Raw genomic sequence first — 13,622 nt, 5'->3', positions numbered from 1 at the left:
ACGAGCAAAGGCATTTTGAATATGAACATTTTTCAGTTAGTACAAGATAGATTTAAACAAGCGTTAACAAAAATTGAAGGAGCCGAAGGTGCTGCTGCGCCAATGGCTCGAAGCAATCGCCCTGAATTTGGAGAATACCAATTTAATGGTGCTATGGGGTTAGCGAAAAAGCTAAAATCAAACCCTCGAGAAATTGCCGCAAAAATTTTGGACGCTGTTGAATTAGACGATTTAGCTGAAAGCTTAGAGATTGCCGGTCCTGGTTTTATTAATGTAAAGCTAAAGCCTCAATGGCTAGGTGAGCAAATTACTGCTGCGTTAACCGATCCAAGATTAGCGGTAGAAAAAGAGCCTGAACAAACAGTAGTAGTTGACTTGTCGTCACCAAATTTAGCGAAAGAAATGCACGTTGGCCATTTGCGTTCAACTATCATTGGTGACTCAGTGGCTCGAGTAATTGAGTTTTTAGGTCACAAGGTTATTCGTCAAAATCACATGGGTGATTGGGGCACACAATTTGGTATGTTGATTGCGCATTTGCAAGACAAGTTATTGTCTGAAAACGTTGCAACAACTGCGTTGTCAGATTTAGAAGACTTTTATCGCGAAGCTAAAATTAGGTTTGATGAAGAAGAAGGTTTTGCCAATAGAGCTCGCGAGTACGTGGTTAAATTGCAAGGCGGTGACCAAGAATGCCTTACGTTGTGGCAACAATTTATCGATGTATCGATTCAACACAGCGAAGAAGTTTACGCCAAATTGAATGTTAATCTAAAACACGAAGATATCATGGGTGAAAGTGCATATAACCCAATGTTAGCTGGCATAGTTGCAGACTTGAAAGAGAAAGGCATTGCCGTTGAAGACCAAGGTGCTCAGGTTGTATTTCTTGATGAAATGAAAAATAAAGAAGGCGAACCTGCCGTCTTTATAATTGAAAAATCAGGCGGTGGCTTTTTATATTCAACAACCGATTTAGCGGCAATGAAATACCGTTCATTTGACTTAAACGCAGACCGTATCATTATCTTCACTGACGCTCGTCAAGCTTTGCACTTTAAGCAAGCTGAAATGGTTGGCCGTAAAGGTGGATTACTAAAAGCTGAAACGAGCTACGAACACGGCCCATTTGGTATGATGTTGGGTAAAGATGGCAAGCCATTTAAAACCCGTACTGGCGGCACAGTTAAACTAGCGGACTTGTTAGATGAAGCGGTTGAGCGTGCCGAAAAATTACTGTCAGAACGCGAAAGCAATTTAAGTGCAGATGAGCAAAAAGAAATTGCTCGTAAAGTTGGTATTGGTGCAATTAAGTACGCTGACTTAAGTAAAAACAGAACGACCGACTACATTTTCAACTGGGAAACGATGTTGAGCTTTGAAGGCGATACGGCTCCTTATTTGCAATATGCTTATACCAGAGCCATGAGTGTGTTCCGTAAAGCCGAAATTGATGTTGCTACGTTTAATGCCGAAGTCATTATTACTGAAGCCCAAGAAAAAGCACTGGCCGTTAAGTTATTGCAATTTGTTGAAGCGATTGCTGGTGTGAGCGCTAATTCAACGCCACATTTGTTGTGTACTTACTTGTATGAATTGTCGAGCTTATTTATGACCTTCTACGAAGCTTGCCCAATGTTAAAAGACGGCGTAGCAGAAGAGACCAAGTTAAGCCGTATGGCATTAAGCTTGTTAGTTGCCCGTACCCTGAAACAAGGTTTAGAGCTACTCGGCATCAAAACAATGGAAAAAATGTAACCCTCTGATTATTGCCCTTGTTAGGGCATGATTAAGAAGATTAAAAAGCGGGTGATGAAAGTACAATTTCATCACCCGCTTTTTTTGTCGCTATTGCTTTAATTCTGCGGAACCCTTGTAGGCTAGTATGACTTAGTCGTTAACTTAAATGCTGTTGAAAGAAGTTTACGGTTCTATCCCACGCTAGGTTGGCATTTTTAGGGTCATACCGACCTGTGGAATCATTATGGAAGCCATGGTTTGCGTTTTCATACATAAACATCTGGTAATCCACCTTGTTCTTTTTAAGAGACACCTCGTACTCAGGCCATGTGGCATTAACTCGTTTATCAAGTTCAGCCAATTGGATCATCAATGGCGATTTAATGTTGTCACGGATTTCGGCGGCGGCGGGGGTTCCATAAAACGGGACGCCAGCACTTAGGCTATTAGGAATAGTTGCAGCTAACATGTTGACGATATAACCACCAAAGCAAAAACCAACAGCACCGAGCTTGCCGTTACTGAGGGCATGGGCTTTTAAAAATTCAGCAGCGGCGACAAAATCTTGTTGAATTTTCGCTTTATCTAGGGAGCGTTGCATTGCTTTCCCTTCATCGTCATTGCCAGGATATCCGCCTAAAATATGCAGTGCGTCGGGCGCAAACGCGACAAAACCGGCTTTGGCTAAACGCCGAGCAACGTCTTTAACATAAGGATTAAGTCCTCTATTTTCATGAATAACTAGAACAACGGGTAATGGTTTATCAAGGTTTTTTGGGGTAACAAAGTATCCTCGACCTTCGCCATGACCTTTTGGCGAACGGAAGGTTACATAACTCGCTTTGATGGCATCATCATTAAATGAGACTTGCTCGGCAAGGGCATAGTTAGGTAATAACGCAGCTGAGAGAACCGACATACTTAACCCTATGGTGACAAGCGTGCCTAAACGTTTTAAAAACGTTCGGCGGTCAATCATGCCGTGTGCGTATTCATCGTACCAATCAAAAGCTTCTTGCGGAATAATCGGAGCGGTTTCATTTACTGGTTGAGTCATTCTTTTCCCCTATTGTAGATTGTTAGGCCATAGAACTTTTAAGTCATGACTTTACGTCGTAGGTCACAGAAATAAATAATAGAGCAGAACAACAAAGAAGGCTTATTTTATTTCAGCAAAATATTCTATTGCTGAGGTTTATTGTTTTTTGACTTTCGTTTCGTAAACCATCGGCCGATATTTTTAATACAAACATAACCACATAACACGCTAAAAAATAATCGTACCCCTAGGGTTTCGCTAACTGTTGATGCAACGCCATCGAGGTAATTTTTAATGTCTGTCATTGGGAAAATTAACATAGCGAGACAGGCACAAATAAAGCCATAAACTAATGGGTCCATGCCTTTAACTAGGCTCATGGCTAGGGGGTCGTTTTCGACATGAAAAAATTCTTTAATGGCAGGTTCTGTTTGTTGAGTTTCAAACTTGGTTAATTCAAGTTCGATAAGCGCGATTTCCTGAGGAGATGGTTTAACATCCGTATTGGCCAATGCTTCGATGAGTTGTTGTTTGCTGTATTGGGTAAAGTCGGGTGACGTCATTTAATAAATCCTTCCTTAGGATGAGAACTAAGGAATATACCTAGTCTGTTGGCTACTATCTATTTTCTATTATTTATTTATTTATTTATTTATTTATTTATTTATTTATTTATAAAAAAAAGGAAAACAGATAATAGCCAAATTTACACTAGGTCAAACATTAGCAAGGGCCGCTTAGTGCTACTAATGCTACTGGTAAAAGCGAACAAAAAAGTTATAGCTCTCACGATCATTTAGTTTTTGCGAGAAGTTTAACCCCAGCTCAACTAACTGGCGTTGATATTGGTATTGTTTTAATACACGTTTAAGTTCGTTAAGGGCCACGTTTGTTTTACCAACGTTATCCAAAGCGAGGAAATACAGATACACATATTGGGTATTTGTATTGTCGTATTTTACGGCGGTTTTAAACGAAGCCACCGATTCGGCTTTTGCGCCATTACGGATTTGGTACATGCCATAGGCGTAATGCAATGTCGCTGACTTTGGATTCGCCTTAAGTCCATTTTGATAAATTTCACCCTCTCGTTTTACCTGATTATTGTTACGGTAAAGATCGGCAAGGTTAATGTAGTTTGGCTCAAAATAAGGGTCGACGATTAAGCCATGTTCCAATGCCGCGATAGCTTGTTCAGTGCGACCTTGACGTTGGTAAATTATGCTTCGGTTTAAGTTACCTTCGCCGCGCCAACTGCTAACTTCATTAGCGATACTCAATTCGTTAAGAGCTTGTTGGACAACCGCAAGATCTTTGATTTGAACATCAACAAAATGATTCGCCGCCGCAGTACGTACCGCTTTAAACTCATCTGTTAATAACGCTTTAAATGACTTTAATCGGTCTTCAGGTGAAAGGATTTGGCCCACAAGTCCGGTGGCTAATCTTAGTAAGGGCAATTCTGAACTAACCCAAGGGGCGATAACTCTGTCGGTTAAGATTTGAGTGGAATTGGGCAGCAGGGCAATGGCACTTGCTCGTTTAATATCACTCATTGAACTGTCATTAATGAGCGCTAAATGTTGATCCAGTGGCAAGGTTCGATTGTGCAATAACGTAATGAAATACTGCTCACTAATTGCTAAATCTTTAGGTGCGCCAAAGTTAGATTTAAGCGCGGCAGCTGCCCATTTGTTGTCTTTGTCAGTGTGACAATTTACGCAGGCATTTGGCGTATTAAATTGGTCACTAAGGTCAGGACGTGGAATTTTAAAGCTGTGGTCCCGTCGCGCATCAACGCCCATATAGGTGGTTTGTGGCATGTGGCAATTGACACACTGACCGCCATCGGAGTCAAGTGGATGAATGGTATGTTCAGGTTGTTGGTACACTTGAGCATTGTGGCACTGTAGACACAAGCCATTGCCTTGAAGTTTTACTTTCATGGTGTGTTTATTATGACAGTCAAGGCAGTTAACGCCTTTGTCATACATTTTGCTTTGTAAAAATGAACCGTAAACATAAACCTCATCTTTGATTTGACCATCGGCGTGGTACAAAGGCTGGGTCAATAAACTTGGTGAAAACTGATCTAAAAATCGGGTTTTAGGCTCAATGCCATCGGTCAAAGGAGAGCGCAGTGAATGACAAGAAAAACACGTTTCCATAAATTGGTTATCGCGCGGCTCGCCTTGCCATTCGGCAACAGGTTTACTTGGGTCAAGTAACCAGCCCATGGCTTTTTGTTTATCACTTGAGGTTAAGTGACCTGCGATACTGCCATCGCCAGCTTTATAGGCGGTGTTTTTGGTGTGATCTGTCATGTCGTTGTGACAAGACTGACAACCAACATTGATGTTGTCCCAGTTGGTGTCGAATTGTTTTTTAGGGATTGAATAATTCCGTTTTAACCCATCTGAATGACAATCGGCACACATGCCATTCCAATTTTGCATCGGTTGTTGCCAGTGTAAACGGTCCGCGCTTTTGATGTCTTCATCGGGATAAACAGGATACCAACGTTGACCATTTTCCGATTTAAGACGACTGTCCCAGGCAAAAGGAAAGACTTGCATTTTGCCATCATCGGTTTTGATCAAATATTCCTGCAAAGGATAGTGCCCAAACGTATAGGCTACAGTGTATACCTTGGTATTTTGTTGTTCGGTAAATTCAATTTTAAAGGTGTTGTCTTGTTTAAAAAATCGGGCTTTTTGGGTGAAGTGATCAAATGTCGCGTTGTTAAAATCCCCTAACACAGTGGCAGACGTTGCTTCTGCCATCGCTTTCGCGTGGTCAGATTGTTGCCAGTCAGAAACCGCAGATTGGTGACAAGACACACAATTTTGTTCTGGTGTGTTTGCCAGCGCTGAGAAGCAAAACGCAGTGGACAATATAAAAAAACAAATAAGACTTTTCATTAGGGACATGGGCACATTTTCTATGTATCGATTGGGTTTAACTAAGTTGATGACTATGGGTAAATGCGAGCAACTTAGGCTTGGCGTATAGAGTAAACCAAACTGCTTATAATAAACCGCAAAATTAACGATATGTTGAGTTCAAAGTGAGGGACAGTTTAAACCAAAGTATTCTAAAATTCATAAAAAAACCCCGGTTGTCGGGGTTTTATTTGTCAGCTTAATAAAGCGAGCTTCGGCTGGCTAACGCCACACAACTGGCATAAATACGGTCATTTCAGCGGTGCCACGGTTGCTCCATGCATAATAGGGAACCAATTGAGTACTGAGTTCCTGCCACTTAGGTTTACGAACGTTACGATACATAGCATCGCCTTTGTTTTCTCGAAGCAATAGTTTGGCTTCAATGGTGGTTAACCCGCCTAAAAATTCTGGCTGACTTTGTGCTTTTAGAGGTTCTTCACCGTCAATGTACACATCTAAAATATTTGTACCTTCTGGTAAATCTGGTGATTCAATGCAATAAACCACAGGACCACGTTTAACCGCGACTTGGTTACGGACTTCTTCAATTCTAGGGTGACCTTCGATAAAGGTGGTTTCCATAGGAATGTCGATAACAATTACGTCGCCAACTTGCCATTCTCGGTTTAAAACAGCATAGGTGGCTGGAGTTGCGGTCACGCCGGCATCTTTGCCATTGACGGTAATGGTTGCGCCTGTCGACCAACCTGGTACTCGCAATGCGATATCAAACGCGCCGGACTTACATTCATCAACGGTAAGTTTAACCAAACCTTTCCAAGGGTAGTCTGTGTCTTGGCTTAACTTAATCGCTGAGCCATCTAACATGGTAGTTGCAAGGTTATTGCTGCCGTACAAGTTAACGTGTACACCATTGTCGGTTAAACTATACGCCCAACCAGATAAGTTAGAAATAGTACGAACTAAGTTTGGAGGACAACAAAAACACGCTAAATAACCTTCACGGTCTGGTGTTTCAGTAACGTCGGCGTGGGCGTCGTAGTCTCGAACGCCGTGTAACATTCTTAGTGGATTCGCATAAAAGTAGTCTTTACCTTCAATGCTTATGCCCGATAAACCACTGTTGTGCATCACCAGCTCAATGATATCGGCGTATTTTGCTTCACCATGAATACCCAACATTCTAAAGCTGAACATCGCATTACACAGGTTTGCGCATGTCTCGTTGTAAGCCGTTAGGTTTGGCATCATGTAGTCGTCGATAAACCCTTCTTCGATCATGTCACGATTAACACTCGCGCCATAATGCGTCTGGCCTACGGCACCTGTAGCATACATTTTTTTCTGTGTAACACTTTCCCATAAACGATTAAGGGCTGTGATTAGTGCTTCTTCACCGGTTTCGGCAAATACATCCGCCGCACCGGCGTAGTAATACAAAGCGAGTACAGCATGGCCAACAGGGTCTGTCTCTTCACGCAGTGGCGTGCGTTCTTGCACCATGTCGCCAATTGGGTAACCGACGGTGGTTGAGTCATGCACTATGTCATATGTCCCGCGACGGTCGATAAATTTTTGGGCCAATGTTAAGTACTTTTTGTCACCCACAGTACGGTATAGCTCAACCAATCCCATGATTTGAGTTTGGTTAAAACCAAATCGGCGGTAATGTTTTGTGTCTGGAAAAAAGATAGTGTAAAGCAATTCAGCATGTTTGATTGCGATGTCTAAGAAATTGCGTTGACCCGTGATCCGAAAATGGGCACAGGCACTAATAAATAAATGTCCGGTGTTATACATCTCATGGTATTTACGGTTTTCGTAACGATCAGCGTCTGGATCTAATTGGATTTGGGTTTGCAGATAACCATCGGGTTCCTGCGCTTTGGACAAAATATCAATGTACTCGTCGAGTTCGGTTAGCAGCGCAGCGTCTTTTGAAAGACCATAGGCATAGATTTTGGCTTCCATAAATTTATAGAAGTCGCCATCGTGCCAATACATGCCTTTGTGCTCACCGGTTTTTAGTCCGGCGGCAATTTTAAAATTATTAAGCGCGTGGCCGATGTCACCACACAGTACATCACCCATGTACGGGATCATAACGTCGACAGCTTTTTGGGTTTTTTCAGCCCAAAAGCCTTTAGTCCACTGACAGTCACCAAAATTAATGGCGTGTAATTTTACAAACGGGCTTTCAGAGTTTGCAACGATTGCTTTGTTATGTGCATGCAATGAAGTCATGACGTCTTCCTCATAAATTGTATTTTCACCATGTGCTTATCACTCGCCATCGGTTTAATAGATGTTAAGGGCTAAGCGTAGCAAAACTATTTGTTATTTAGTTAAATCAAAATTAATTGTTGCCAAATCGATCATAGATAAGGTGTAAGGTTTTGAATGTTTTGTGTTTCTAAAGCCTTCTTGAACCATGAGATCAAAGTTTGAAATGATCAATTTATTGTTGTAAACGATCAGATCTGCGGGTTGGTCGAGTTGGCCATTAGAGCCGTCGTTGTCCAAATATTCCGCGATAACGGACACTTGTTTATTGGTGTCAATTTTTAAAATTTGGTTTTGTGCAAAGCCCGCTAAATAAAGATTATCTTCGCTGTCAAAAGCCATCCCATCAATGCCAGACGCAGCAGGTACTTTGGCATAAATTTGTTGGCTACTAATATTTTGCTGAGCATCAAAAGTAAAACGATACACCGTACCGTCACTAATATGACCTGAGTACAAGTTGCCTTTAGAATCAAAGGCAATGCCATCGAGACCAGGTTTATTGGTCGTTGACTCGACGGTAAAGATCAGTTGTTTGTCGTTTAAGGTGTTGTTGACCATGACATTTCTGTCAGTTGCGTTAAATTGGTATATGCCACTTGTAGGGGTTTTAGACTTAACTTTAGGTAAGTTAAGTTGGGTTGCGTATAAATAGCCGTTATGAAAACGCAGGCCATTAGGGTTAAAACCAGAGGCGATAACTTCGGTTGATATTAGGGTATCACCACGGAAGTTCATTTTTAAAATTCGACCATGTTTGGCACCGCGGGAATCTGCAATATATAAGCCGCCATCGGGTCCGTACGCGATACCCATCGGATTCGCTTTAGTCTTAAGGCTTAAACTAGGCACGGTAGCAAGGTGTTTAACAGTACCGTTTTGGGTAAGCGAAAATAACTCCCCCTGCAGTTTTCGATTGGCAAAGTTAGGGCAACTCAATGTTAACGAGCCATTTGGTGCAACATCAAATGCATCTGGCGTCACGCATTGCTGTGGTAAGTTTGCAAACAAAGTTGCCGGTTGCGGCATTGCTTGACTAGTGCCACTTACTATAAGCAACGCTAATAGGGCGGTTGTTGCTTTAACAAAATTGTTGGTCAATAACATAGTTGTTGCCTAATTTGGTATTTTCGAATTTATTGGTTGTGTTCCGAATTGTTTAAACATAATATGTTTAAAATAATAGTATGTATATAGGTTTGAGTAAAATTATGGAAAAAAGTCCTAATCAACGCGTCACCCAATATTCATTAATTGCTGCTTTTGGTGGTTTTGTTTTTGGTCTAGACGCTGCAAATATTTCTGGTGCGGTACGTTTTGTCAGCTCTCTATTTGAACTCGACAGTATTCAGCAGGGTACGGTTGTTGGCTGTGCTTTACTTGGCGTTATTGTTGCGTTGTTATTTACCGGCACGTTATGCGACAAGTTTGGCCGCTCTCGTGTTTTGTTAGGGATCGGCTTAACCTATTCTTTATCGTCATTGCTATCCGCTACGGCATTAAATTATGAAATGTTAATTGTGGGCCGATTTATTGGTGGGGTCGCATTTGCGTCAATTACGGTGTCGGCTATGTATATAGGTGAAATTGCACCTGCAGCCCAACGCGGTAAGTTTGTATCAATTAACCAGTTTATGATCGGCCTAGGCTTATTACTGGCCTTTATCGTCAACTACTTTTTAGTCAAGTTAATCGGTGATATTGGTTGGCTAACAAATGATAATGTTTGGCGTGTGATGTTAGGCGCAGAGCTCATCGCTAATGCAATTTGGGTCGGGTTATTGCTAACCATTCCTGAGTCGCCTCGTTGGTTAATAAAGCAGGGACGAAAAGAAGAAGCTAAAGCGGTTTTTAATCTAATTGCTCCGGCAGATCAAGTTGAAACACTTTCTGCACAAGTTGAAAAAAGCCTAGAACAGGACACTAAACTCGATACGCTCGGGCAACTGAAGTCTTTGTTTAGTAAGCGAATGCGGTTTGTTTTATTTATTGCGGTGAGTTACGCCATCGTCCAGGGGGCAACCGGGATGAATGCCGTATTGTTTTTTGCACCAATGGTATTTGAACAAGTGGGAATGAGTGTTGAAGATACGTTTATGCAAACCATCACGACAGGCGTTGTTGGTCTATTGGCAACGTTAATTGCCATCGGTTTTGTTGAAAAACTCGGTCGACGATTTTTAACCGTAGCGGGTCTGGTTTTGGTGGTAGTTGCACATACTTCTACTTATATTGGTTTTGAACAGGCAAATTTTGTCTTTAGCGATAATGCCGTTGAAGTCCTGTCGGTAGAACTTAATCAAGAGGGCGTTGATACTGCAAAGATTGAGTCATTACGCGGTGCTACCTTTGACAACGACGTGGCATTAAAACAAAAACTCAAGGAGCTGTTTAACAAAAAAGAACTGCCTATTGTCAGTGGCCCCATTATTAATGAAACCATTCAAGGCATTAATGCACCACTTGTTTTGTTTGGCATATTTGCATTCTTAGCGGCATTTAACTTGTCCATCGGACCAATAATGTGGGTGGTATTTTCTGAGATATTTCCAAACTCCGTACGCAGTGTCGCACTGCCAGTGGCAGCTTTGGTTCAAACTATCTCGTCTTGGTCTATTCAACAATTTTTCCCGTGGCAGCTCGACAACTTAGGGGTCGCGAGCATCTTTATGTTGTACGCCATAATCGGCGCTGTTGGCCTTGTTGTTATGTACTTTGCATTGCCTGAAACCAAAGGTAAAACTATCGAAGACATTGAACAAGAATACGCCAGAGCATAAGGGATTTTTTGATGGAAAAGGCACGAGAACAAATACATCATCTGATCATTGACTGGGGAACGACTAACTTCCGAGCGTTCGCGATGTCAGATACCGACCAGTTAATTGAAGTAAAAGAAGCGCCAATGGGACTTTTACAAGTCCCAAATAGCGAATTCGCAACAGCATTAGAAGTACTTCTTAATGATTGGCTAGACGACTATAAAAGCTTGCCAATCTATATGGCTGGCATGGTGGGCTCGATGAAAGGTTGGGTTAATGTCGACTACGCACATGCGCCGGTTTCAGCCCCAGATTTAGTAGCCAAGGCACATGTTTTTGCTTTGCCCTGGGGGCCACAAGCCGTGATTATTCCTGGTGTGTGTTATGGCTATTGTGATCTGCTCGACAGCAGAACAGCCGAAAAAAGCAGTCTTGATTTAACTGAAGTTGATAAATACGACGTCATGCGCGGTGAAGAAGTGCAAATTTTAGGACTCGCCGCGCAATATAGTCAGACAGAATTAACGGCAGTGTTACCCGGCACTCATTCTAAACATGCCCATGTGGTTGACGGCAAGTTAACTCAGTTTTCGAGTTATTTAACTGGTGAATTGTTTGACTTATTAACCAAACATTCATTGCTTGGTAAAGGCCTGCCATCAGATGCCTCAAGTGATCACGAGGCGTTTATCAAAGGCGTCGACGACGGCCAAAGTGGTGAGTTTAGTAATCGGATATTCCTCGCGTGGACACAACGGTTGTTTAATTCGTTAAACGAAGCACAGATCCCGGATTATTTATCAGGCATGTTAATCGGCATGGAACTTAAAAACCTACCTCAAAAACACCTCTACATCGTTGGTGGAAAAGGTCTATCACTGCGTTATCAACTCGCTGCGGAACATTTAGGTAAAACCACAACACTCGTTGCTGGTAATGATTGTTTTCTAGCTGGCATGGCAATACTAATTAAGAGCATAAAATGAAACCCACTTTTGACTTAACCAAACACTTACCTTTAATCGCAATTATCCGTGGCGTCACCCCACAGGACGTCATTGAAGTTACCCAAATCCTTATTGATGAAGGGTTTACTATGATTGAAGTGCCGCTTAACAGCCCCGGTGCGATTGAAAGCATAAGCAAATTGGTACAACAATTTGGCACTAAAAACTACCTGTTAGGCGCAGGTACCGTGACCAATATGGATTTAGCGAAACAAGTTGTAGGCACAGGCGCAAACTTAGTTGTTACACCAAATTGCAATACTGATGTTATCCGCTTTTCTGCAGACGCCGGTTGTGCGGTATTTCCTGGCATAGTCACGCCAACTGAAGCTTTTGCCGCATTAGACGCAGGTGCAACAGGCTTGAAGTTGTTTCCAGTTTCTATGGTCGGTCTAGACGGTTTTAAAGCATTAAACTCGGTACTACCAAAAGGCACTGGGTGTTATCCGGTGGGCGGCATTGATGCGTCGGTGGCAAGTATGAACCCTTACGTTAAAATTGGTGCCGCGGGATTTGGTTTAGGTTCCGCTTTGTATAAACCTACGATGTCGATGGCGGAGATTAGAACACAAGCCAAAGCTTTTGTAGCTCAGTACAAACTTTGTTTAAATAACATAAGCCATGCTTAATTAATTACTAAGTGAGTAAATAGGTTAGGTTATATACAATCGCAACTCACACAGGCGTTGTGTAGCAATGTTTTTGTATTATCATCGAATTAAACATGATATGTTTAAAAATCAGTTTATTAGGAAGAAACTCTGACAATATGAGTGAATTAGTATATTACGATTTAAAACGAGCCAAGAAAATGACGCCGAGTCTTTCTGTGCAAGTTGCTAGAGAGTTAGGTAGACGTATTGTTGCAGGGTCATTTGAAGCCGGAGCCTTAATAGAAGACGAAAATGCACTGGCAGATCGTTTTCAAGTGAGCCGAGTTGTTATCCGAGACGCGGTTAAAATTTTAGTCGGTAAAGGTTTACTCGACGTTCGCCGAGGCATAGGCACCAAAGTAAGACCGCGACACGAATGGATTTTACTCGACGATGACGTACTTGCTTGGCATATCACAGCAACCCCAAGACTCGAATTTATCAGCCAGTTAATGGACATACGATTAGCGTTTGAACCAAAAGCCGCCCGTTGGGCCGCAGAACGTGCAACCGCTGAAGACATCAAAGTCATAGACGATGCTTGTCGACGAATGGAAGAAGAAACCGGTTCCCTAGAAAAGTTTGTCGTTGCTGACGCTTTATTCCACCAAGCGGTGTTACGGGCAGCTCACAACGAATTTTTAAATGCGATGGAAGGGGTTATCTACTCCGCATTGTTAGTCAGTGTTCGAATTACGAATCAAGACCCTCGCAAAAATAGTGACTCTGTCGAATTTCACCGTGAAGTTTGTGATGCTATTTCTACCGGCGATGCCGATAAAGCTGAAAAGCTTACAGAGAAGCTTTTAAGAGACGCAATTCGTCGTTTAAAAGAGGCCTTTGGTGATAAATTTAAAGATACGCAATTGATGTAATTAATTGGGTCTTTTTCTTTCCTTAAAAAAGCAAACCTTAGGTTTGCTTTTTTTGTAGCACAATTTCATTCCAAATACCCAGAACAAAAAACGTCATTCCAAAAGAGCCCCAGCGATATTAGGGATCTCCCACCGAGTGCAGAGGAATCACATAATTCACCTTGCAGGCTGCGCCTTTATTTGCCTTGCAGGCGGCTTTTCGCCTAAAGGCGAGTCACTTTTCTCAACAGCTAGAAAAGTAACCAAAAGAGCCGCTTTCGGCTAAATCCCTAATCCTTAATTAAGATTTATATTATCGTCGAAGACGGAATGTACGCACATCCCTATGCACATTCCTTGCAACGGCGTCCCTGCCGT

General features: G+C 42.1%; 10 protein-coding genes. 5 read left to right on the top strand and 5 right to left on the bottom strand.

All coding sequences use genetic code 11. The features are described 5' to 3' along the window. Positions 1-21: 21 nt before the first annotated feature. The gene (gene argS, locus Q4575_RS17625; RefSeq protein WP_303523687.1) at positions 22-1,758 is read left to right on the top strand and encodes an arginine--tRNA ligase; all 1,737 of its coding nucleotides are present in this window, start codon (positions 22-24) and stop codon (positions 1,756-1,758) included. Positions 1,759-1,897: 139 nt separating this feature from the next. Here argS and Q4575_RS17620 read toward each other — a convergent pair whose 3' ends face one another. The 5 genes from Q4575_RS17620 to Q4575_RS17600 form a co-directional block, all read right to left on the bottom strand. Then, positions 1,898-2,797, bottom strand: a complete 900-nt coding sequence (locus Q4575_RS17620) for a dienelactone hydrolase family protein (RefSeq protein WP_303523686.1) — start codon at positions 2,795-2,797, stop codon at positions 1,898-1,900. A 125-nt stretch (positions 2,798-2,922) separates the two neighbouring features. Next, positions 2,923-3,342 carry a hypothetical protein gene (locus tag Q4575_RS17615; protein ID WP_303523685.1) on the bottom strand — a complete coding sequence of 140 codons (420 nt, stop codon included), beginning with the start codon at positions 3,340-3,342 and terminating at the stop codon, positions 2,923-2,925. Between the two features lie 189 nt (positions 3,343-3,531). Beyond that, positions 3,532-5,709, bottom strand: coding sequence for a multiheme c-type cytochrome (locus Q4575_RS17610; RefSeq protein ID WP_303523684.1), 2,178 nt, complete (start codon positions 5,707-5,709; stop codon positions 3,532-3,534). Between the two features lie 234 nt (positions 5,710-5,943). Then, positions 5,944-7,929 (bottom strand): glycoside hydrolase family 127 protein, encoded by a 1,986-nt coding sequence (locus tag Q4575_RS17605; RefSeq protein WP_303523683.1) that lies wholly within the window; start codon positions 7,927-7,929, stop codon positions 5,944-5,946. A 93-nt stretch (positions 7,930-8,022) separates the two neighbouring features. Next, positions 8,023-9,075 (bottom strand): SMP-30/gluconolactonase/LRE family protein, encoded by a 1,053-nt coding sequence (locus tag Q4575_RS17600; RefSeq protein WP_303523682.1) that lies wholly within the window; start codon positions 9,073-9,075, stop codon positions 8,023-8,025. A 104-nt stretch (positions 9,076-9,179) separates the two neighbouring features. Here Q4575_RS17600 and Q4575_RS17595 point away from each other — a divergent pair, with 104 nt between their 5' ends. The 4 genes from Q4575_RS17595 to Q4575_RS17580 all read left to right on the top strand — a co-directional run bounded on the left by Q4575_RS17595 (position 9,180) and on the right by Q4575_RS17580 (position 13,265). After that, entirely contained in the window at positions 9,180-10,748 is a 1,569-nt protein-coding gene (locus Q4575_RS17595; RefSeq protein ID WP_303523681.1) for an MFS transporter, read from the top strand. 11 nt (positions 10,749-10,759) lie between these two features. Continuing rightward, a complete protein-coding gene (locus Q4575_RS17590; RefSeq protein WP_303523680.1) occupies positions 10,760-11,716 on the top strand; it encodes a 2-dehydro-3-deoxygalactonokinase in 957 nt (318 codons plus the stop codon). Then, positions 11,713-12,366 (top strand): 2-dehydro-3-deoxy-6-phosphogalactonate aldolase, encoded by a 654-nt coding sequence (locus Q4575_RS17585; protein WP_303523679.1) that lies wholly within the window; start codon positions 11,713-11,715, stop codon positions 12,364-12,366. Before Q4575_RS17590 ends, Q4575_RS17585 begins: the two co-directional genes overlap by 4 nt. A 140-nt stretch (positions 12,367-12,506) precedes the next feature. Next, positions 12,507-13,265, top strand: coding sequence for a FadR/GntR family transcriptional regulator (locus Q4575_RS17580; protein WP_215964019.1), 759 nt, complete (start codon positions 12,507-12,509; stop codon positions 13,263-13,265). The last annotated feature ends 357 nt before the right edge of the window (positions 13,266-13,622 follow it).

The sequence above is a fragment of the Psychrosphaera sp. 1_MG-2023 genome (genome assembly GCF_030548245.1).
Classification (GTDB): Bacteria; Pseudomonadota; Gammaproteobacteria; order Enterobacterales; family Alteromonadaceae; genus Psychrosphaera; species Psychrosphaera algicola.
This window is presented reverse-complemented; position numbering and strand designations above follow the sequence as displayed.